At 59.4% G+C, this 21,634-nt stretch carries 16 protein-coding genes; 6 read left to right on the top strand and 10 right to left on the bottom strand.

Features of this window, described 5'->3' with window-relative positions; genetic code table 11:
* Positions 1–498: 498 nt before the first annotated feature.
* The 10 genes from ACB031_RS01750 to ACB031_RS01705 all read right to left on the bottom strand — a co-directional run bounded on the left by ACB031_RS01750 (position 499) and on the right by ACB031_RS01705 (position 14,916).
* Complete coding sequence (locus ACB031_RS01750; protein WP_124249443.1) at positions 499–1,002, bottom strand: hypothetical protein; 504 nt, start codon at positions 1,000–1,002, stop codon at positions 499–501.
* Positions 1,003–1,272: 270 nt separating this feature from the next.
* Positions 1,273–1,809, bottom strand: a complete 537-nt coding sequence (locus ACB031_RS01745) for a cell division protein ZapC (RefSeq protein WP_371138879.1) — start codon at positions 1,807–1,809, stop codon at positions 1,273–1,275.
* Between the two features lie 87 nt (positions 1,810–1,896).
* Positions 1,897–2,907, bottom strand: coding sequence for a quinone-dependent dihydroorotate dehydrogenase (gene pyrD / locus ACB031_RS01740; RefSeq protein ID WP_042006721.1), 1,011 nt, complete (start codon positions 2,905–2,907; stop codon positions 1,897–1,899).
* Positions 2,908–2,954: 47 nt separating this feature from the next.
* A complete protein-coding gene (locus tag ACB031_RS01735) occupies positions 2,955–7,796 on the bottom strand; it encodes an NAD-glutamate dehydrogenase (RefSeq protein WP_371138878.1) in 4,842 nt (1,613 codons plus the stop codon).
* 278 nt (positions 7,797–8,074) lie between these two features.
* The gene (locus ACB031_RS01730; protein ID WP_005300804.1) at positions 8,075–8,296 is read right to left on the bottom strand and encodes a DUF2835 domain-containing protein; all 222 of its coding nucleotides are present in this window, start codon (positions 8,294–8,296) and stop codon (positions 8,075–8,077) included.
* 71 nt (positions 8,297–8,367) lie between these two features.
* Positions 8,368–10,992 carry an aminopeptidase N gene (gene pepN, locus ACB031_RS01725; protein ID WP_371138877.1) on the bottom strand — a complete coding sequence of 875 codons (2,625 nt, stop codon included), beginning with the start codon at positions 10,990–10,992 and terminating at the stop codon, positions 8,368–8,370.
* Between the two features lie 133 nt (positions 10,993–11,125).
* Entirely contained in the window at positions 11,126–13,141 is a 2,016-nt protein-coding gene (gene prc, locus ACB031_RS01720) for a carboxy terminal-processing peptidase (protein WP_371138876.1), read from the bottom strand.
* Positions 13,142–13,149: 8 nt separating this feature from the next.
* Complete coding sequence (proQ, locus tag ACB031_RS01715) at positions 13,150–13,788, bottom strand: RNA chaperone ProQ (protein ID WP_005300795.1); 639 nt, start codon at positions 13,786–13,788, stop codon at positions 13,150–13,152.
* 101 nt (positions 13,789–13,889) lie between these two features.
* Complete coding sequence (locus tag ACB031_RS01710) at positions 13,890–14,348, bottom strand: GAF domain-containing protein (RefSeq protein ID WP_139397639.1); 459 nt, start codon at positions 14,346–14,348, stop codon at positions 13,890–13,892.
* Positions 14,349–14,457: 109 nt separating this feature from the next.
* Positions 14,458–14,916: a hypothetical protein gene (locus ACB031_RS01705; RefSeq protein WP_010634019.1), complete on the bottom strand. Its 459-nt coding sequence runs from the start codon at positions 14,914–14,916 to the stop codon at positions 14,458–14,460.
* A 283-nt stretch (positions 14,917–15,199) separates the two neighbouring features.
* On the opposite strand from ACB031_RS01705, the gene ccoN reads away from it, so the two are divergent.
* The 6 genes from ccoN (at position 15,200) to ACB031_RS01675 (ending at position 21,535) form a co-directional block, all read left to right on the top strand.
* Positions 15,200–16,624 (top strand): cytochrome-c oxidase, cbb3-type subunit I, encoded by a 1,425-nt coding sequence (gene ccoN, locus ACB031_RS01700; protein WP_005300785.1) that lies wholly within the window; start codon positions 15,200–15,202, stop codon positions 16,622–16,624.
* Between the two features lie 16 nt (positions 16,625–16,640).
* Positions 16,641–17,255, top strand: a complete 615-nt coding sequence (ccoO, locus tag ACB031_RS01695; protein ID WP_005300783.1) for a cytochrome-c oxidase, cbb3-type subunit II — start codon at positions 16,641–16,643, stop codon at positions 17,253–17,255.
* A gap of 12 nt (positions 17,256–17,267) precedes the next feature.
* Positions 17,268–17,447 (top strand): CcoQ/FixQ family Cbb3-type cytochrome c oxidase assembly chaperone, encoded by a 180-nt coding sequence (locus ACB031_RS01690; RefSeq protein ID WP_005300779.1) that lies wholly within the window; start codon positions 17,268–17,270, stop codon positions 17,445–17,447.
* Entirely contained in the window at positions 17,447–18,436 is a 990-nt protein-coding gene (ccoP, locus tag ACB031_RS01685; protein ID WP_017780111.1) for a cytochrome-c oxidase, cbb3-type subunit III, read from the top strand. The genes ACB031_RS01690 and ccoP overlap by 1 nt, the downstream gene beginning before the upstream one ends.
* Before the next feature lie 118 nt (positions 18,437–18,554).
* Entirely contained in the window at positions 18,555–19,043 is a 489-nt protein-coding gene (locus ACB031_RS01680) for a FixH family protein (RefSeq protein ID WP_017782879.1), read from the top strand.
* A 92-nt stretch (positions 19,044–19,135) separates the two neighbouring features.
* Complete coding sequence (locus tag ACB031_RS01675; protein ID WP_371138875.1) at positions 19,136–21,535, top strand: heavy metal translocating P-type ATPase; 2,400 nt, start codon at positions 19,136–19,138, stop codon at positions 21,533–21,535.
* Positions 21,536–21,634: the final 99 nt, after the last annotated feature.

Raw genomic sequence — 21,634 nt, 5'->3', positions numbered from 1 at the left:
GGCTATTTTGCGAGCAAGTCTTGATCCGTTATCCGGATATATATTATTCCTCTCGCCCTATTCTAAATTGCCACATTTGACAGGAGTCAAACAAAACTCAAATAGGTATTATTCTTCACGACAGAGCAAGTCCTTTCTGTAAACCCCGTGCTTTGCCCTCCCGTTATCGTCCGTAAACGGGAGGGCTATTTTTTTACATCCCCTCCCCGTTTATGCCGACATTGCCCCGCCTGTCATATCTATCAGGTTTCAAGAGAAACTACAGGTTTTAGAATAGTCCCGTGTTGTTGATACAACAGCTTATTCCTCCTGTAGTGTGTGTTTGTCGCCCTCGCCTCAAATTGACGTGAGGGCATTTTTATTGGTCTTTATTCACTGGCGCCAGAATGAAAAAGTAACTTCCTGTATTTGACGCTATTGACCGCGACAAGCGGATATCCAGATGACAAACAAGATAACGTAAAATGAAAAGACCCGCTTGATGCGGGTCTGTCTGCCTTAAATTGCCCAGCGCAAACCAAATGAAGTCACTGCAGCATGTTTTCTGCCGGGGACGTGGTCCATCTTGGGAGCGTATCCTATTTCCAATGCTACATTCTTGTAACCCAGGCTGACAACGGGCAGCACGGCGAAGCCATTCATGCCAGAGCCATCAAGATAGCCGGCCTGTAACCCGAGACCAGCAAAGAAGCTCTCGGTCAAATACCACTCCTTGCGGTACATAAAGCCGGCAAATGCTGCCAATTTTTCATAAGAGTCTTCATAAGCCCCACCACGCAATGAGAGCTTGCCGGTATCCTGATCCCCCAAGAATACCCAGTCAACGCCCAAACCAGGGTTGATATTGTTGAAGTCACAAGTCTTCCCGTGTGGCCCTTTGGCCTTCTCACACCCGCTGTGTATTGATGCTCCATAGATGAGAACTGACAAATCTTCTGCCGCCGAGGTAGTCAAGGGGAGAAGGAATAGACTGCTGGCCAATAGATACTTGTTTATTTTCATGAGTCATTTCCTTGATCATGCTACTTACACGTATCAACCAGATACACGCACATTATTACACTCGCATTTTGAGATTACGTAGTTTATGGAAAAGCCTCAAGTGGCACAGTTCACATTTCCACCGGCCACAACGGTCAACGATTAAATTAAATATCGTTCGGCCTTGTTAACGTTCAGACCAGGTTCAGAATGGAAATGAAAGTGATGACAACTGGCAGTCTATTGTCAGTTGCCCTCTTCAGAGGGCAGGTAACGTTATGCGGGAATATATCAACCGACTTGGCGATATTGCGCCTGAGCCGCGGGTCTTGGGCTCATGCGATTGTTCATCACCTTGATGACGCCAAACCGGGGTAGTGTCTTGCTGGTGGTCAATATCAGATCGACGGTCAGGTTCAAACAGACGCTGGCCTGATCGCCGGCTTCAATCACCAGAAACTCCCCCTTGCCATGAGGCGTGCCCATGCACACCAGTGCACCGGTTTCCGGAGTGATAACCGGATGGGTTTCGCCAAAGAACCAGCTTTGTGGCATCAAGGGTTTGTAAAAGCGGCTGACGGCGATGGCATTGAGGACTAGCTGCACCTGATGGGGGACGCTCCACTCCAGTTCTGCCACCCTGTCCATCAGCTGATAATAGAGCGCGGCATCATCCACACAAAACGGCTGGGTGGTGAAGGAGCTAGGCACCAATTGCCGCCCTTTATATTCGGTGGCAAATATCATGCGGTCGGATAAATCCAGCATCAGACGATCGTCATGAGCATCATAATGCCACTGCCAATTGTCATTGGGTTGGATACACATGGAGGCGCCCTTACTGGAAGTCGTTACTCGACTTTATTCCATGTCGAGAATTTCAGCAACTTTAAATAAAGGGCACCGATTTATTTCTTATATATGGGTCACAATCTCTTTGACCAGATCCGGGCCTTTATAAATAAAACCGCTATAAATCTGGACCAGACTGGCACCCGCTGCCAGCTTCTCGCGGGCCGCCATGGCGCTGTCGATGCCGCCGACCCCGATAATGGGCAGCGCACCATTCAGCGCCTTGGCCAGCTGGCGGATCACCTCGGTACTCTTGTGCTGCAGAGGACGACCGCTGAGTCCCCCCGCTTCACCGGCATGGGGCATGTCATAAATCATGTCGCGCTCGAGGGTGGTATTGGTGGCAATCACGCCATCGATGCCATTTTTTATCAAGGATGCGGCGACTTGATTAATTTCATCCGGGGTCAAGTCCGGGGCTATTTTAACGGCCAGCGGCACGTATTTCTTATATTGTGCGGCCAGCTCCTGCTGACGAACCTTGAGGGCTGCCAACAGTTCATCCAGTGCCTCGCCATATTGCAGCGAACGCAGCCCAGGGGTATTGGGGGAAGAGATATTGACGGCGATATAACCGGCGTGGTCATACACCTTGTCCATGCAGATCAGATAATCATCCTTGCCCTGCTCGATGGGGGTGTCCTTGTTCTTGCCGATATTGATGCCGATCACCCCCTGATATTTGGCCTGCTTAACCTGAGAGACCAGGTGGTCGACCCCTTTGTTGTTGAAACCCATCCGGTTGATGATCCCCTCGGCCGGAATGACCCGGAACAGACGGGGTTTGTCATTGCCGCTCTGGGGTCTGGGGGTGACAGTTCCGACCTCGATAAAACCGAACCCCATGGCCCCGAAGGCATCAATACACTCACCGTCCTTGTCGAGCCCGGCCGCCAGACCCACCGGATTGGCAAAAGAAAGCCCCATGACGGTGACGGGGCGTTTTGGCAGGGAGTGGCGGAAGAAACAATCGAGCGGTGTACCGAGAAGGCGGGGCAAATATTTGATGGAGAGATCGTGCGCCTGTTCCGGATTGAGCTTGAACAGGAAATGCCTGGCGAGAGGGTACAGCATGTTTGCTCCTTAAAAAAAGCCCCGGCAACTGGCCGGGGCTTTTGGGGTTATGCCGAGGTTCGGCAATTCAACTGGAGCAGGTTCAACTCCCGCAAGGCCACCGAGAACTTGGCGAACTCGTGAGTGCTGGTGGTCTTAAAGTCGGCCAACATGTGGGTCCAACGGGACAAGAGTTGCTCATGCTCCGAAATCCAGTCGGCCAGTATGGTAGCGCATTCTCCCTGATCTTTGCACCCTTCCAGTACCACGGAAGTGAGACTGCGTTGCTGCCAGTCCAGATCTTCGCGGAAGGAGGCCCGTGCCATCGCCTGCCAGTGGTTGCCCACCGGTTGGTGATTGATCTGGTCGAGGAACCAGTGCAGATCCAGCTTGGCGCCGAGGCGATAGTAGACGTTGGCGGCGCGCAGGATGTCGGTCTTGTGCTCCGCGGCAATCTGCGCCAGGTCCAGGCTGGAGAAGAGGCTGCTCATGTGGGCCACCTGACGGGCGATGACTTCCGGCACCTGCTTGGCCACCAGGGCGGCGACCGCCTGCTGGTGCTCGGTCACTTCGCTCTCGTCCATCACCTCGTAGAGGTGCTGACCCAGCGTCTCGAAGGCCGGACGGAAGAAGGCAATGTTCTCGCTGATGCTCCAGCTGCGGTTGCGGGCGCGCAGGAACCAGCGGGTGGCACGGCGCACGATGCGACGGCTGTAGAACATCAGTTCGAGCTGGGTCTGGGCGTCCACCAGGTTGTCACACTCTTCGATGTCGCGCCACAGCTGGTTGAGGCCAAACACCTCGCGCGCCATGGCGAAGCAGCAGGCCACTTCCGCCACCGAGGCACCGGTCTCGTCCTTCATCCGGCTGGCGAAGTTGAGCCCCATGTCGTTGACCAGCATGTTGGCCACCCGGGTCGCGATGATCTCGCCGCGCAGCGGATGCTGGGCAAGCGCCGCACCGAACTGCTGCTGCAGCTTGGCCGGGAAGCTGGTCACCAGCATGTTGGCGAGGAAGGGCTCGTCGGTCACTTCCGGGCAGTTGAGCTGCTCTTTGAGCACCATCTTGCCGTAGGCCACCAGCACCGCCAGTTCGGGTCGGGTCAGCCCCTGCCCTGCCGCCATCCGCTCGGAGAGCTCCTCGTCGGAGGGCAGGAACTCGAGGCCGCGGTCCAGCTTGCCTTCGCGCTCCAGCCCCTGGATGAAGCGCTGCTGCTCCTTGAGCTGCTCGGCGCCGCGGAAACTGGTCACCGAGATGGACTGGGACTGGCGATAGGCGTTGGTGATGACAATCTGCGCCACGTCGTCGGTCATCTCGTAGAGCATCTGGTTGCGCTGTTTGAGGGTCAGGTCACCGGCCGCCACCAGCTGGTTCAGCAGGATCTTGATGTTCACCTCGTTGTCGGAGCAATCCACCCCGCCCACGTTGTCGGTGAAGTCGGTGTTGATGCGACCACCCTGGCTGGCGTACTCCACCCGGCCCAGCTGGGTGAAGCCCAGGTTGCCGCCCTCACCCACGATGCGGGCCCGCAGATCGCGACCGTTGACTCGCAGCACATCGTTGCTGCGATCGCCCACTTCGGCATCGCTCTCGCGGGCACTCTTCACATAGGTGCCGATGCCGCCGTTCCACAGCAGATCGACGTTCAGGCAGAGCAGCGCCTTGATCAGCTCGTTCGGGGCCATGCTGGCCTTGTCGGTGCCGAGCAGGGTCTGCATCTCGGGGCTCAGCTTGATGGACTTGGCCGAGCGCAGGAAGATGCCGCCCCCTGCCGAGATCAGTTCCCGGTTGTAGTCATCCCAGCTGGAACCGGGCAGCTCGAACAGGCGCTTGCGCTCGACGAAGCTCTTGGCCGCATTGGGGGTCGGATCGACGAAGATGTGCATGTGGTTGAAGGCACCCACCAGCTGGGTGTGCTCGGAGAGCAGCATGCCGTTGCCAAACACGTCGCCGGCCATGTCGCCGATGCCGACGCAGGTGAAGTCGGTGGTCTGGCAGTTGACACCGATCTCACGGAAGTGCCGCTTGACCGACTCCCAGGCGCCGCGGGCGGTGATGCCCATCTTCTTGTGGTCATAGCCGACCGAGCCGCCGGAGGCAAACGCGTCGCCCAGCCAGTGGCCGTATTCGAGGCTTATCTCGTTGGCGATGTCGGAGAAGGTCGCGGTACCCTTGTCGGCGGCCACGACCAGGTAGTAGTCATCCTCGTCGTGACGCACCACGGATTTGGGCGGGATCACCTCACCACCGATGATGTTGTCGGTCACGTCCAGCAGGCCACGGATGAACAGGCGATAGCAGGCCTTGCCCTCTTCCTGGATCACGGCACGGGGCGCCCCCGCCGGCATCTGTTTGCAGTAGAAACCGCCTTTGGCACCAACCGGCACGATGACGGTATTCTTCACCTGCTGGGCTTTTACCAGACCCAACACTTCGGTACGGAAGTCCTCCTTGCGATCGGACCAGCGCAGACCGCCACGGGCTACCTTGCCCCAGCGCAGGTGCACCCCTTCCACCCGCGGCGAGTAGACGAAGATCTCGAACTTCGGCAGCGGCAACGGCATGTCGGTGATGCTGGAGGGGGCCAGCTTGAAGGAGACGTAGGGCTTGATGTTGCCCGCCTTGTCCAGCTGGTAGTAGTTGGTGCGCAGGGTGGCGTCGATCATCTCCACATAGCGGCGGATGATGCGATCGTCGTCCAGGTTGGCAACCTGATCGAGCTTGGCGGCGAGCTGCTCGTGCAGCTTGGCCTGTACCTTGGCGTCCTGCTTGCCGGCCGGATCCAGGCGCTGTTCGAACAGGGTGAACAGCAGCTGGGCGATATCCGGGTAGCGGGTCAGGGTCTCTTCGATATAGGACTGGCTGAAGGAGACGCCGGTCTGACGCATGTATTTGGCATAGGCGCGCAGCACGGATACCTGACGACCGGTGAGGCCGGCGCCCAGCACCAGCCGGTTGAAGCCGTCATCTTCCAGTTGCTTGTTCCAGATGGCCGCAAAAGCCTGCTGGAAGCGTTGCTGGCTCTGCTCCAGATCGAACGGCTGCTCCCCATGCAGCAGCATGGAGAAGTCGAGGATCCAGAAGATGTCGCCCGCCGGGGTGCGCACCTGATACGGGGTTTCGCCGATGACCCGCAGCCCCATGTTTTCCAGCATGGGCAGCACATCGGAGAGGTGGATGGGTTCGGTGCGGTGGAACAGTTTTAGGCGGACCCGGCGATCGTTCTCTTCCTCCTGGGCGCGGTAGAACAGCATGCCGAGCGGATTGGCCTCGCTCAGGTTGTCCAGCTCCATGATGTCGGCCACGGCGGAACCCGGCAGCACGTCTTCCTTGTAGGCGCGGGGGAAGGCGGTGCTGAAACGGCGGCGCAGTTCGTTGCCACGGGCTTCACCGTAGTGAGAGAGCAGCACGGAGTCCAGACGGTCATCCCAGCTGCGGGCCGCTTCAATCAGGTTGTTCTGTACTTCGTTCACATCCACATCCACGTTGTTGTTGTTGACCCGCACTATGTAGTGGGTCCGAGCCAGCACGCCCTCGGTGAAGTAGACGTTGAACTCCACCTCTTCGTTGCTGCCAAAATACTTCTGCAGGATCTGCTGGGTCTTGACCCGCAGCGCCGTGTTGTAGCGCTCCTTGGTGACATAGACCATGCAGGAGAAGAAGCGGCCGTAGACGTCGCGGCGCACGAACAGGCGCAGCATGTCGCGCTCCTGCATCTCCAGCACCCCGAGACCGGTGGCCAGCAGCTCCTCTTCGCGAGCCTGGATCAGCTCATCGCGTGGGTAGGTTTCCAGTACGTTCAGCAGCGCCTTGTAGGCATGGGAACCCTTCTCGTGACCGGAGGCGGCCATGATGCGCTCGAGGCGGTGGCTGATGAGGGGGATCTGGGTCGCGCTGGTGTTGTAGATGGAGGAGGCATACAGACCGATGAAGCGATCTTCGCCTACCACCTTGCCATGTTCGTCGAAGCGCTTGATGCCGATGTAGTCCACATAGGCCGGGCGATGCACCCGTGATTTGCTGTTGGACTTGGTGAGGATCAGCAGGGAGGAGCTCAGGGCCGCGTGACGGGCACTGGCCGGCATGGTGCCCAGGCGCTGCCCCTCATCCTTGATGGAGTTTTTCATCAGACCCAGGCTCGAATCCGGCTGTGGCAGGATCTCGTGATCCCCCTCCACCGCCTTGACGTCGTAGCGACGATAGCCCATCAGGGTGAAGTTGTGAGCGGCCACCCATTTGAGGAAGGCGACGCAGGAGTCTACCTCGCCCTTGCTGACCGGGTGTTTGCGTTTGGGCAGCTCGTCGATGATCTCGTTCAGGCGTGCCAGCATGGGCTGCCAGTCACCGACCGCCAGGGCCACTTCACCGGCCACTGAGTTGAGCTCGGCGGTCAGCCCTTCCATCTGCTCCTCGCTGGTAAGGTGATCGATCTCGATGAGGAAGGCTGTCTCGACGGAGGTCTGTTCGGCCGTGTTGTCCAGATCCAGAATGGCGCTGATCTTGCCTTCACTGCCGCGAATGAGGTGCAGCGGCTGGTGCAGCATCATGTGCGCCGTGATGCCCCGGCGCTTGAGCGCCATGCGGATGGAATCCACCAGGAAGGGAGAGTCCTGCAGGATGATTTCGACGATGGTATGGGGAGACTGCCAGCCGTGGCGGGTCAGCTCGGGATTGTAGACCCGGATATAGGGCTCTGTGCTGGTGCGCTGGTTGAGCGCATTCCACAGGCTGAGCGCGGCGCCATAGAGATCGCTGTCATTGCGATCGTGCAGATCGGTGCTCGCCATGTTGCCGTAGAACTTGGCGACGAAGCACTCGACCAGGGAGGCACTCTTCTTGGGCAACTTCTGATGGATCAGGCTGAGAACGTTTTCGAGCAGAACTGAGGTAGGGGCGTCTTTCAATGCCATTTCTATATTCCTTATCGGACGACATTAACCACCGACACAGAGACATCCACCCTGGATGCCCACCGGTACAGAGTTGCTGCGAAGTGTAATGTCTTGGATCAAGGAAGGCGAGCAAAGGTGATAATGAGTTGTTAAAAACAAGGGGCAGATCACGCCTTAAGCTGTGAAAAATTTTGCCGTTCTGGCAAAAAACAGAAAATCCCACTGGATGGTTACGGATTTACCGGATAGATAGTGACTTAAAGCAGTGAATTACGCGGAAATATGTTCGAGTTTTGTTAATTTATGCGTTCGAGGCTGATAAAGCGATAATCGTCCTGGGTTTTGAGGCGAAAGTAGCCATGTACCCCGCTGATGGCGACGAAGGGCCGGATTTTCTCAATGCCCAGTTCCAGGGTCAGCCCCTGCTCGCTGCGCACCACCAGCCGTTTGGCATGGCCCTGGTACATCAGCATGACCTCGTCGTGGCTCAATGAAAGGCGAAAGGTAAACTGCTTCACGATGACTCCTCTGGTCGTGGTTGAAGGCTCACGGTAAAAGGGCGGGAGATGACTCCCCCACCCGCTCGGACTTACTGCTGCAACGCCTTGCTCACCTTCTCGAACAGATCCCGCGCCAGCCCCTCGAGGTTGGCCAGACGGGTCAGCTCGGTGCGGATCAACGCCTTGCGCCCCTCATCGAGCCGCTTGAACTGGATGAGCGGAGTGATGAGGCGGGAGGCCACCTGCGGATTGACCTCGTTGAGCTCGATCAGCAGATCGGTCAGGAAGCGGTAGCCGCGACCATCGCGCGCATGGAACTGCACCTGGTTGTTCATGGCAAAGCTGCCCACCAGCGCCCGCAACCGGTTCGGGTTGCGAATGCTGAAGGTGGGGTGCGCCATCGCCTGCTTCACCTCTTCCAGCACGTCTTCCGCCGGCTTGGCACCCACCAGCCGCAGCCAGTTGTCCAGCACCAGTCCGTCCTTGGCCCACTTGCCTTCGAAATCGGCCAAGAGCTCGGCGCGGCACGGCAGCAGATGACTGTTGGCCACCTGCAGCGCCGCCAGGGTGTCGGTCATGTTGTCGGCAGCCGCACATTGCTGGCGCACCAGCAGATCGGCGCTGCCGGCATCGAGGGCCGCCAGATAGCCCAGCACGACCCCCTTGAGCGCCCGCTTGGCCATGTCGGCGTGCACCACCTGATAATCCGGCAGGCGCAAACTCTCGTAGCAGGCCACCAGACGGGCCCCGAAGGCCTGGGCCAGCGAGGTCTGGATCTCGTTGCGCACCTGATGGATGGCATCGATGTCGGCCACCTCGAACAGCTCGGCCAGGGTCGCCTCACCCGGCAGCGCCAGGATCTCCGCCTTGAGGGCGGGGTCGAGCCCCTCGTCGTCAAGGATGGCGACAAAGGCCGCCAGCAGGGTCCGGGAGACATCAACCCCCTGCCCTCGCTGAGTCCCGGCCACACCGTCGATCACCGCCTTGTTGATCAGCATCTGCGCCGCATCCCAACGGGCAAACTCGTTGCGGGCATGGCGCATCAGGAAGGCTAACGCCTCGTCGCTGTAGTCAAAATGCAGTTTGACCGGCGCCGAGAAGTCTCGCAGCAGGGAGGGCACCGGCTTGACCGATACCTTGTCGAACACGAAGGTCTGCTCCGCTTCCAGCACGTCCAGCACGTTGCCGATGGCCTTGCCCTGGTACTGCAGCGGGATGATGGCCCCCTGCTCGTCATAGAGTTCGATGTCGAGGGGGATATGCAGCGGCAGTTTCTGCGGCTGATCCTGGGTCGGCGGGGTGTGCTGGCTCACGTGCAGGCGATAGACGCCGCTGTCGGCATCGTACTCGTCGGACACGGTGAGCTCGGGGGTGCCGGACTGACTGTACCAGCGGCGGAAGCGACCGAGATCCACCCCGGAGGCATCCTCCATCGCCTGCACGAAGTCATCGCAGGTGACCGCCTGACCGTCAAAGCGCTCGAAATAGAGGCGCATGCCCGCCTGGAAGGCCTCCTCACCCAGCAGGGTGTGCAGCATGCGGATCACTTCCGAGCCTTTCTCGTAGACGGTCAGGGTGTAGAAGTTGTTCATCTCGATCACCACATCCGGGCGGATGGGATGGGCCATGGGGCCGGCATCCTCGGCAAACTGCGGGCCGCGCACGGTGCGCACGTTGTTGATGCGATTGACCCCGCGCGAACCCAGATCGGAGGAGAACTCCTGATCCCGGAACACCGTCAGCCCCTCTTTCAGGCTGAGCTGGAACCAGTCGCGGCAAGTAACGCGGTTGCCGGTCCAGTTGTGGAAGTATTCGTGGCCGATCACCCGCTCGATGCCGTGGTAGTCGCTGTCGGTGGCGGTAGCCGGGTTGGCCAGCACGAACTTGGAGTTGAAGATGTTGAGCCCCTTGTTCTCCATGGCGCCCATGTTGAAGAAGTCCACCGCCACGATCATGTAGATGTCGAGGTCGTACTCGAGGCCAAAGCGCTGCTCGTCCCAGCGCATGGAGTTGATGAGGCTCTCCATGGCGAAACCGGCTCTGTCCAGGTTGCCCTTGTCGACGAAGATCTCGAGGGCCACCTTGCGGCCGCTCTTGGTGGTGTAGTGGCTGCGCTCCACGTCGAAGTCCCCGGCCACCAGGGCAAACAGGTAGCTCGGTTTCGGGAAGGGATCCTGCCACTGCACGAAGTGGCGGCCGTCACCCAGATCGCCGCTGTCGACCTTGTTGCCGTTGGAGAGCAGGAAAGGATACTTGGCCTTGTCGGCAGTGATACGGGTGCTGTAGCGGGCCAGAATGTCGGGCCTGTCCATGTAATAGGTGATGCGTCGGAACCCTTCCGCCTCGCACTGGGTGCAGTAGGCATCGCCGGACTTGTAGAGCCCTTCCAGCGCGGTGTTGGCGGCCGGGTTGATGTCGGTGACTATGGTCAGCACACACTCGGCGGGCAGGTTGAACAGGGTCAGGCTGCTCTCCCCCTGCTCGTACTGGCTAAAGGCAACCCCGTCCACGCTGATGGCGTGCAGGACCAGCCCTTCGCCATCCAGCACCAGCGGTTCATTGTGCTCGCCGTTGCGACGCAGCCGCGAGATGGCGGTGACCCGGGTCTGCGGCTCCTGCAGCTGAAAATCGAGGTCGATGCTGTCGCACCAGTAGAGCGGAGCCTGGTAATCTTGGCGATATTTGGCCGTCATGGCCTGGGAGTGATCGGTCATTATTGTTTGCTTCCACGCTTGTTATTGACGTGTCAGAGGCTGTCATAACCGGTTGGCAGGGTCAAATAGTTTGCATTCAGGCAAAGGAAAGGGCGACCGAAGTCGCCCTTGTTGATTAATTGGCTGTCCCTGTTCAGCCGCGTTTGCTGAGTCTGGCCAGATCCGCCGTGATGTTGGCAGCCTCGACCAGATACTCATCGGGTGCCTCAAAATCGGCAGGCAGATCGTCCAGGCTCTTCACCGTCGGCTTGCCCAGGCGAGTCAGGCGTTCGTTGGCGCGCTTGAGCGCCTTCTCATCCTGCTTGGCCTGATCCGCCAGACGCTCCGCCTCGTTCAAGGAGACCGACTTCTTGTCTTTCTCTTCCTTGTACTCGGCGATGTCCTGCATCACGTAGGCAAACTCCGGATCCTTGTTGATCCGCGCCTCGTGGGCCGCCTGCAGCTTGGGCAGCAAGCTGGCAAAGTTGCCGAGCTTGTCGTACTTGGCCGACGCTATCTTGTCCCACGGCAGGGCGTTGAACTCGCGGCTCTCGCCCGTCTCTTCCGGTGCCACCGCGGTGGGGAAGCTGATGTCCGGGGCGACCCCCTTGTTCTGGGTGCTGCCACCGTTGATCCGGTAGAACTTGGCGATGGTGTACTGCACGTGACCCAGCGGCTGCTCGTAGAAGTCGTAGACCTTGGCGAGGCTGCGATGCTGCTGCACCGTGCCCTTGCCAAACGAGTTCTCGCCGAGGATCAGGGCGCGGCCGTAATCCTGCATGGCGGCGGCGAAGATCTCGGAGGCCGAGGCGCTGTAGCGGTCGATCATCACCGACATGGGGCCGCCGTAGTAGACGTTGCCGTCGTCATCACCGTTGACGGTGATGCGGCCCATGTGATCCCGGATCTGCACCACAGGGCCGCTCGCGAAGAACAGGCCGCTTAGGGCAGAGGCCTCGGTCAGCGCACCGCCGCCGTTGCCACGCAGATCGACGATCAGCCCCTCGATCTTCTGCTTGTTGAGGCTGGAGAGCTCCTTGATCACGTCGTCGTGCAGGTTGACGTAGAAGCTCGGGATCTCGAGCACGCCGATCTTCTTGCCCTCGGCGGTGATCACCTTGGACTTGGCGGCCCTGTCTTCCAGACGCACCTTGTCACGTACCAGCTCGATCTGCTCGGTCTTGGCGCTGGCGCCCTTGCCGCGCTGGATCTCCAGCTTCACCTTGCTGCCCTTCGGTCCCTTGATGAGCTCGACCACGTCATCGAGACGCCAGCCGATCACGTCGACAATCTTGCCGTCGTCCTGCCCTACCCCGACGATCTTGTCGTCCGGTTTCAGGTGGTTGGACTTGGCGGCCGGGCCGCCGGGCACCAGAGAGCGAATGACGGTGAAGTCATCTTCGGCCTGCAGCACGGCCCCAATCCCCTCCAGCGAGAGGTTCATCTCGGTGTTGAAACGATCGGCGCTGCGCGGAGACAGATAACTGGTGTGCGGCTCGATGGCGCGAGCGAAGGAGTTCATGAAGAGCTGGAATACATCTTCGCTCTCGGTCTGGGACATCCGCTTGATGGCGTTGTTGTAACGCTTGCCGAGCAGCTCCTTGATCTCGGGCCACTCCTTGCCGCTGAGCTTGAGGCTCAGGGCATCGAACTTGACCCGCTGGCGCCACAACTCGTTGAGTTCGGCTTCGTCTTTCGGCCAGGCCGCCCCTTCCCGATCAAACACGTAGTTGTCGGGCTGGGTAAAATCGAAAGGAGTATCGAGCAGTTTGAGGGCGTATTCGAACCGCTCATAACGCCGCTGCTGACTCAGGTTGAACATCTCGTAAGCCGGTGCCAGCCGCCCTCTTTCGAGGTCGGTGTCAAAACCGGTACGGTACTTTTCAAAACGGCTGATGTCAGAGGCCAGAAACAGGTTGCGGCTGTAATCCAGATTCTCCAGATACTTGTCAAAGATCACGGAGGAAAAGGCATCGTCCAGCTTGAACTGCTTGTAATGCGAGCGGGTAAACAGATTGGCAATTCGCTTGCTAGCCGTAGCATGTTGGCTCTCCTGAGCCAACACAGGCAAATCACTTTCCTTGAGCACCGGCTCGATGGCCTGTGCAAGCCCGGCAAGCGCCAGGCTACAGGCAACGAGGGAAAAACGAATTACGCCATGCTTCAACATTTGTCTCCTTAGAGAACCAGGTGCTCGAATTTGACCCGCAGCATCATGCCGGTCTGCAATTGAACCTGAACGTCATCCTTGGTCACTTCCTTGATGGTGGCCGGTACCGGCGACTTGCCCAGCACCACGCGCACACCCTGCTCTACTTTCAGGGTAGCGGCATCCACCTTGACCAACGGGGCCTCGTCAGCAACCGGAGCAGCCTTGGGAGCGGCTTTCGGCTTGCTGGACTTGGCGGCGGCATCGGCCTTGCGCGGGGCTGGACGACGCGGCTGCTTGGCCTTCTCTTCTTTATTGTTGGTACGACGGCTGGCAAAGACGCGCTCTTTGCTCTCCTTCAGGGCTTGCTTGGCGTGCTCGATGTGCTCTTCGGTGAGCAGCTCGCCTGGGTTGCCGTCCAGATCGACACGGGCCTGGCCGGCCTTGAGGCCATGCAGGTAACGCCAGCTGGAGGTGTATTGACGCAGAGCGGAGCGCAGCATGGTCTTGGAGACTCTGGCGTCGTCAGCAAGACGCTCGGCCAAATCCTGGAAGATGCCAATCTTGAGCGGCTTGGCCTCTCCTTCAGCGATGAAGCAGGCCGGGAATTTCTCGACCAGGTAGGCAACGATCTCTTTACTGTTCTTCAGCTTCTCAGTGTTTTCCATGTATAACCTTGGCTTTCATATAAACGCGCGGGCACGCCCGAGCACAACAAAGGCCCCATTATAGAGAGCTTGGGGCCTTTTGCGAACCATCAAGCAATGACTTAGAGCATGCTTTCCAAAATTTGCACCGTTTCTTCGAGGCCAATCCGGTCCTGCTCGTCAAAGCGGTTAAAGATTGGACTATCGATATCCAGTACGCCAATGATCTCGCCACGCCGGCGCAGCGGGATCACGATTTCGGCATTGCTGGCACCGTCGCAGGCGATATGCCCCTCAAATTGATGCACGTCGTCGATGAGCTGGGTCTTGCCCTCGGCTACCGCCGTGCCACAGACACCACGCCCGACCGGAATGCGTACGCAGGCCGGCTTGCCCTGGAACGGGCCGAGCACCAGGGTCTCCCCCTGCAACAGGTAAAAGCCGACCCAGTTGATGTCGGCCAGCTCCTGATTGAGCAGGGCGGACAGGTTGGCCAGGTTGGCGATGAGATCCGGCTCTCCCTCCAGCAATGCCTGGGTCTGCTGGTTGAGCGTGCGATAAAATGCTTGTTTTTCAATCATGATTAAATGAACTTCACTCCCTGACAATCAGTGCAAGGTAACGCCCTGCCTGAAAAATTCAAATCAATTTTCACCTTGCCCCCTCCTTTTGCACCTCAGGAAGAGGCCCTCAGCGGGCGACGGAGAGCGCCAGTTGCTGGCGCTGGCCATTGCTCCACTCGATATTGAGCAGCCAGACCATCATCGGCGAGGTGCAGGATCCCACCAGGGTCGTCCCTTGCCAGCCCTGGGCTGTGGCCTCAAAGGTGACCGGAATGGTCCCCATGAACATGTCCCGCCCCTCCAGCCACGCCTTCACCGGCGTGACGGCCGGATCGCCGCCCTGAAGCTGTATCACGAAGTCACGTTCGGCCTGTACCGGCAGCGAGGCGATGCGGGCGGTCAGCGGCTTATTCCCCGCCTGCAGGGGGCATGAGCTGTGGGACAGATCACAAATCTGATCTTTTTCCGAGCTTGCCATCGCCGTCTGCGCGCCATCGAACCAGGTTCGATAGGCAACCAAACCGAGCAAAATAGTCAACACGATCGCCAAATGAATAATTTTGCGTGAAGTGAGTCTCTCTTTCATGAAAAAACAACCTTGTAAGATGTCTGAAAAATGACATTTTCGTGATCTCGCGCAAGGTAAATAATTGAACAGGCGAGACCCAACGGAGCCAAATATATCACTGTTTATACTGTTATTTTACCTGTCAGTTCAGTATCATTCCCATTGAATTTTCATTTAGCTACTTTTTGCTTTTCCTTTTATTAACAGTTGTTAACAAGAGAAAAGGCAGTAGCCAATGAAGTCGGTCCACCTCACTGGACACAAAATCAAACAACAGCAGCATCGGAAGCGGAATACAACGATGAGCCATACAACTAACCATCCTGAGTACAACTACACCGTTGTTCGCCAGTTCACCGTCATGACGATTGTCTGGGGAATTGTCGGCATGTCGGTTGGCGTACTGATTGCAGCCCAGTTGATCTGGCCTGCCCTCAACTTTGATACTCCCTGGCTGACTTACAGTCGCCTTCGCCCTCTGCACACCAACGCGGTCATCTTCGCATTTGGCTGTAGCGCCCTGATGGCGACCTCCTTCTATGTGGTACAACGCACCTGTCAAACCCGACTGTTTGGTGGCCCGCTGGCGACCTTCGTGTTCTGGGGCTGGCAGGCCATCATCCTTTCTGCCGCCATTTCGCTGCCGCTGGGATACACCACCTCCAAGGAGTACGCAGAGCTGGAATGGCCGATTGATATCGCCATCACCATCGTCTGGGTCGCCTATGCCGTGGTCTTCTTCGGCACCCTGGTCAAACGCACCACCTCCCACATCTATGTGGCGAACTGGTTCTTCGGTGCCTTCATCATCACGGTGGCCGTGCTGCACATCGTCAACAACATGGAAGTGCCGCTCTCGGGCATGAAGTCCTACTCCATGTACTCCGGCGCCATGGATGCCATGGTGCAGTGGTGGTATGGCCACAACGCGGTAGGCTTCCTGCTGACTGCCGGCTTCCTCGGCATGATGTACTACTTCGTACCGAAACAGGCGGGTCGTCCGGTCTACTCCTACCGTCTCTCCATCGTCCACTTCTGGGCGCTGATCTCCCTCTACATCTGGGCCGGTCCGCACCACCTGCACTATACCGCCCTGCCTGACTGGGCCCAGTCCCTCGGCATGGTGATGTCGCTGATCCTGTTCGTCCCCTCCTGGGGCGGCATGATCAACGGCATCATGACCCTCTCCGGTGCCTGGCACAAACTGCGTTACGACCCCATCCTGCGCTTCCTGATCGTGTCCCTGTCGTTCTACGGCATGTCCACCTTCGAAGGCCCCATGATGGCGATCAAGACCGTCAACGCCCTCTCCCACTACACCGACTGGACAATCGGTCACGTCCACTCCGGCGCGCTGGGCTGGGTTGCCATGGTATCCATCGGTGCCGTGTACCACCTGATCCCGAACCTGTTCGGCCAGGGCCGCATGTACAGCATCAAGCTCATCAACGTCCACTTCTGGCTGGCGACCGTGGGTACCGTGCTCTACATCGTCGCCATGTGGATTTCCGGTGTGATGCAGGGTCTGATGTGGCGTGCGGTCAACGACGACGGCACCCTGACCTACAGCTTCGTAGAAGCGCTGCAGGCCTCTTATCCCTTCTACTTCGTGCGCTTCCTGGGTGGCTGCTTTTTTGTCACCGGCATGTTGCTGATGGCCTACAACGCCTATCGCACCATCACTGCGCCCAAAGGTTCCCTGGAACCTGTCGCACAGCCAGCATGATTGAAGAGGTCAAAGCATGAGCAACAATAACCGTCACGAGATCTTTGAAAAGAGCGTTCCCATGCTGGTGGTCGGCATCATATTTGCCATCAGCCTGGGGGGCCTGGTGGAAATCACCCCGCTGTTCTTCCAGAAGCAGACCACTGAGCCGGTCGAGGGCCTCAAGCCCTATACAGCTCTGCAGATGGAAGGGCGCGACATCTTCATCCGCGAAGGCTGCACCGTCTGCCACAGCCAGATGATCCGTCCGTTCCGCGCCGAAACCGAGCGTTACGGCCACTACTCGGTCGCCGGTGAAAGCGTCTGGGAGCACCCCTTCCTGTGGGGCTCCAAGCGTACCGGTCCGGATCTGGCCCGGGTTGGCGGTCGTTATTCCGACGACTGGCACCGTGCTCACCTGATCAACCCGCGCGACGTGGTGCCCGAGTCCAACATGCCCGCTTTCCCCTGGCTCGACACCAACGTGCTGACCGGTGAACTGACCGGCAAGAAGCTGGCCCTGTTCCGCGATCACTTCGGCGTACCCTACACGGATGCCGACATTCAGGGTGCCGGCGAGGCCGTGAAAGGCAAGACCGAGCTGGATGCGCTGGTAGCCTATCTGCAATCACTGGGTCATGCCCTGAAATAAAGGAGTCAGGATATGGATTACGGCACTTTTCGCGGCCTGTATACCCTGCTGTTGATGGCCATCATGATCGGCATCATCGTCTGGGCCTACAGCAAGCGCCGCAAGACCTCCTTCGACGAGGCTGCCAATCTGGTATTTGCCGACGACGAGCAACCCAGTGCTGATAACAAGAACGCAGGAGCGAAACAATAATGAGCACTTTGTTTAGCATTTTTGTGACCGTCATCAGTCTGGGGACCATCCTCGGCTGCTTCTTGCTGCTGGTATGGTGCCTGCGCGACAAGATGGGCGTGGAAGAGGGCAAGTCCATGGGGCACGCCTTCGACGGTATCGAAGAGATCAACAACCCGTTGCCGAAGTGGTGGACCTACATGTTCCTCTTCTTCATCGTCACCGGTCTGGTCTATCTGATTGCCTTCCCGGGCCTTGGCAACTTCAAGGGCGTGCTGGGCTGGCAGAGCTCCAACCAGGACATACGCTCACTGGCCGAGTCCAAGGCAGCGGCAGCCTCCGCCAAGGCTGAAGGGCGTGCGGTGGAATACGATCGCGAGCTCGTCAAGGCTGACGAGATCTACGGCGCCAAGTTCCGTGAGCTGGCCTATCAGGCCGATGGCAAGACCTATCGCGCCATCGAGGAGATCGCCGCCGATCCGGAAGCCCGCAAGGTGGGTCAGCGTCTGTTCCTGCAGAACTGCTCCCAGTGCCACGGCTCCGATGCCCGCGGCGGTCGCGGTTTCCCGAACCTGACCGACAGCGAATGGCAGTGGGGCGGCGCGCCCGACCAGATCAAGACCACCATCATGGGCGGTCGTCAGGGCGTGATGGCAGCCTGGGGCGAGATCCTCGGCAAGGACGGAGTCCGCGAAGTGGCCTCCTACGTGCTGAGCCTCTCCGGTCGCAAGGTGGACATGGTGGAAGCCAAGAAGGGTGAAGCACGCTTCACCATCTGCGCCGCCTGTCACGGTCCGGACGCCAAGGGCGGCATCGCCTTCGGGGCGCCGGATCTCACCAACAACACCTGGCTCTACGGCGGTTCCCGTCAGGTGGTCGAGCAGACCATCACCCACGGTCGTCACGGCGTGATGCCGGCCTGGAAGGATATTCTGGGTGAAGACAAGGTGCACCTGCTCGCCTCCTACGTTTACAGCTTGTCCCACAACGACCAGCAAAATAAGCAGTAACATGTGATAAACACGTGATTACTCAGCAAAAAGCCTCGACTCTTCGAGGCTTTTTGTTATCTTGTGTTGACTGAAATTCCTCTGTTTCGTTAACCACTGGTTTCACGGTAGTAGCACTATGTCCCAACCCTGGTATCGCCAATTCTGGCCCTGGTTCATCATCGCCCTCCCGACCGCCGCCGTGATCGGCAGCATCAGCACGGCGATCATCGCCAGCAAGGATGGCGTCAATCTGGTGGCCGAAGACTATTACAAGCAAGGCAAAGAGATTAATCAGGATCTCAGCAAGTTTGATCGCGCCGAAGCCCTCAACATCCACATCGCGCTGGAGGTCAACGGCAACGAGCTGACCCTCAAACCGCTGTCAGGGGATATCCCGGCCGGCCAGGCGCTCTACCTCTCCCTGTTTCACCCCACCCTCGCCGGCATGGACAGCGAGCACATGGTGACCGCCGACGGCAACGGCGTCTATCGCCTGCTGCTCGACAAGCCCCTCACCGGCAAGTGGCACGTGCGGGTGGATGCCTTCAACCACGAATGGCGCTTGCAAGAGACAGTCCAGCTCCCCACCAAGGCCCCCGTCGAACTCGATCCCAAAGGGCGCTGAGTCATGAGCCGTCCTGTTTACCATGACACGCCGGCAGCAACCGGCGCTTCACTGTTTCTGCCGACAGGCCGGGTAGCCTGCGGCCAGCTGTCATGAGCGGCTGCTTTCACTGTGGTGAGCCGGTCCCCGCTGGCAGCCGCTATGCCCTCGAGATAAAGGGCATAGTCCAACCCATGTGCTGCCCTGGTTGTCAGGCAGTGGCGGAAACCATTCTGGAGTGCGGCCTGGCCAGCTACTACGAGCACCGCACCGCCCCCGGCACCAAGGGCGAGCTGGTGCCTGAAGAGCTCGCCGCCCTCACCCACTACGATCTGGCCGAAGTGCAGCAGGACTTTGTCACCGACAGCGCCACCGGCAGCCACAAGGTGCGCGAGATCCAGCTGACGGTGGAAGGGCTGACCTGCGCCGCCTGTGCCTGGCTCATCGAACGCCATCTGGGCAACCTTGCCGGGCTGCACTACATCAACGTCAACACCACCACCCACAGAGCCCGCATCAAGTGGGATCCGGACCGGCTCTCTTTGAGCGAGATCCTCAAGGGCTTTGCCAAGATCGGCTATCGCGCCTATCCCTTCCAGACTCACCAGCAGGAAGCGCTCTACGCCAAAGAGGTGCGCAGCTACATGTTCCGGCTGGCACTGGCGGGGCTCGGCTCCATGCAGGTGATGATGTGCGCGGTGGCGCTCTACATGGACCTCTTCATCAGTGTCGAAGAGGAGTTCATGGTCTACTTCAAGTGGATAAGTCTGCTGCTCTCCACCCCCATCATGATCTACTCGGCCCAGCCCTTCTACGTGGGCGCCTGGCGCAGCCTCAGGCAGGGGCACCTCTCCATGGACGTGTCGGTGTCACTGGCGCTGATCGGTGCCTTCGTCGCCTCCATGTGGGCCACCGTGTTCAACACCGGTGAGGTCTATTACGACTCCATCACCATGTTCGTCTTCTTCCTGCTGCTGGGGCGCTTCCTCGAGCTGCGGGCCAGACGCAAGGCCTCCGAGTCGAGCTCCAATCTGGCGCGGCTGGTGCCCATCATGGCCACCCGACTCGATGAGGATGGCGAACACGAGGTGGCCGCCAAGACGCTGCAGGTAGGCGATCGGGTGCGAGTGTTGGCGGGTGCCACCCTGCCGGCGGACGGCACCATACTGCTTGGGCAGGCCAGCCTCAACGAATCCATGCTGACTGGCGAACAGCTGCCGCTGCTCAAACAGGCGGGAGATGCCGTCTACGCCGGCACCATCAACACCGACGCGCCGCTGGAGATCCGGGTCAGTCATCGTATCGAAGAGTCGCGTCTGGCCCAGATCATGCGGCTGCAGGATCACGCGCTGGACGACAAACCGGCCATCGCTCAGATGGCGGACGTGCTCTCCCGCCACTTCATTCTGGTGCTGCTGTTCATCGCCGCTGGCGTATGGACCTTCTGGCACTTCCATCAGCCGGAGCAGGCCTTCTGGGTCACTTTGGCGGTGCTGGTGGCGACCTGCCCCTGCGCCCTGTCGCTGGCCACCCCCACCGCGCTCACCTCGGCCACCGCCCGCCTGACCCGTGCCGGCATCCTGCTGCGCCGCGGCCACGTGCTGGACGTGCTGACCCGGGCCAACCGCATCGTGATGGACAAGACCGGCACCCTGACCACGGGCAACATCAGCCTGACCAGCACGGAGGCCCTGGGCAATCTCGACGAGGCGCGCTGTCTTGCCATCGCCCGCGCCCTGGAGGCCTATTCCGAACACCCCATCGCTCGCGCCTTTCGCAGCAACGCCGCAGACGACGCCGTGCTGCTGGCGGCCAGCAAGGTGACCCCCGTCATCGGACACGGTATCGAAGGGGTGATCGAGGGGCGTCACTATCGGCTCGGCAGTGCCCGCTGGCTCGGCATCAGCGATGCCCAAGAAACACAAGCGGACGGGCTGGTCATCTATCTGGCCGACGAGGATCGGACGCTCGCCCGTTTCCTGCTGACCGACACCCTGCGCCCGGATGCGAAAGCGCTGATCCAGGCCTTCAAGGCGGCCGGCCTCAAGACCACCATTCTCACCGGCGACAGCTCGGCCCAGGCCGACGAGGTAGCCCGCGAACTGGGGGTCGACGAGCTGGTCAAAGGCGTCACCCCGGATGGCAAGCTGGCCTATCTCAAGGAGCACGAAGCCCGCGGCGACATCAGCATCATGGTGGGAGATGGCATCAACGACGCCCCTGTGCTGGCCGGCGCCCACGCCTCCTTCGCCATGGCCGGCGGCACCGATCTGGCCAAGAACAGCGCCGACGCCATTTTGCTGGCCGACGATCTCTCCCGCCTGCTGGATGCCCGCGCCCTGGCGCTGCGCACCCGCAAGATCATCAAGGAGAACTTCGCCTGGTCCATCGGTTACAACCTGCTGGTGCTGCCATTGGCGGCCAGTGGCTGGCTGCCCCCCTACGTGGCGGCGGCGGGCATGTCGCTGAGCTCCCTCATCGTGGTCACCAACTCCATGCGGCTCAACCGCTGAGCCGTGACCACAGGGACAGACAGGGTGAAGGGAGCGAACCTTGCTCCCTTCACCATCAAATCGACGGGTCTGCGGCCACCAACGTGGTGTACCATGACC

The sequence above is a fragment of the Aeromonas sp. S8(2024) genome (genome assembly GCF_041403085.1).
Taxonomy (GTDB): Bacteria; Pseudomonadota; Gammaproteobacteria; order Enterobacterales; family Aeromonadaceae; genus Aeromonas; species Aeromonas dhakensis.
The sequence above is the reverse complement of the archived record's forward strand: the minus strand, read 5'-3'. Positions and strand labels throughout refer to the sequence as shown.

Bases quoted from the DNA above. Each gene is read 5' to 3' on its own strand.
- ACB031_RS01750 (WP_124249443.1), bottom strand. From the start codon at position 1,002: ATGAAAATAAACAAGTATCTATTGGCCAGCAGTCTATTCCTTCTCCCC.
- ACB031_RS01745 (WP_371138879.1), bottom strand. From the start codon at position 1,809: ATGTGTATCCAACCCAATGACAATTGGCAGTGGCATTATGATGCTCAT.
- pyrD (WP_042006721.1), bottom strand. From the start codon at position 2,907: ATGCTGTACCCTCTCGCCAGGCATTTCCTGTTCAAGCTCAATCCGGAA.
- ACB031_RS01735 (WP_371138878.1), bottom strand. From the start codon at position 7,796: ATGGCATTGAAAGACGCCCCTACCTCAGTTCTGCTCGAAAACGTTCTC.
- pepN (WP_371138877.1), bottom strand. From the start codon at position 10,992: ATGACCGATCACTCCCAGGCCATGACGGCCAAATATCGCCAAGATTAC.
- prc (WP_371138876.1), bottom strand. From the start codon at position 13,141: ATGTTGAAGCATGGCGTAATTCGTTTTTCCCTCGTTGCCTGTAGCCTG.
- proQ (WP_005300795.1), bottom strand. From the start codon at position 13,788: ATGGAAAACACTGAGAAGCTGAAGAACAGTAAAGAGATCGTTGCCTAC.
- ACB031_RS01710 (WP_139397639.1), bottom strand. From the start codon at position 14,348: ATGATTGAAAAACAAGCATTTTATCGCACGCTCAACCAGCAGACCCAG.
- ACB031_RS01705 (WP_010634019.1), bottom strand. From the start codon at position 14,916: ATGAAAGAGAGACTCACTTCACGCAAAATTATTCATTTGGCGATCGTG.
- ccoN (WP_005300785.1), top strand. From the start codon at position 15,200: ATGAGCCATACAACTAACCATCCTGAGTACAACTACACCGTTGTTCGC.
- ccoO (WP_005300783.1), top strand. From the start codon at position 16,641: ATGAGCAACAATAACCGTCACGAGATCTTTGAAAAGAGCGTTCCCATG.
- ACB031_RS01690 (WP_005300779.1), top strand. From the start codon at position 17,268: ATGGATTACGGCACTTTTCGCGGCCTGTATACCCTGCTGTTGATGGCC.
- ccoP (WP_017780111.1), top strand. From the start codon at position 17,447: ATGAGCACTTTGTTTAGCATTTTTGTGACCGTCATCAGTCTGGGGACC.
- ACB031_RS01680 (WP_017782879.1), top strand. From the start codon at position 18,555: ATGTCCCAACCCTGGTATCGCCAATTCTGGCCCTGGTTCATCATCGCC.
- ACB031_RS01675 (WP_371138875.1), top strand. From the start codon at position 19,136: ATGAGCGGCTGCTTTCACTGTGGTGAGCCGGTCCCCGCTGGCAGCCGC.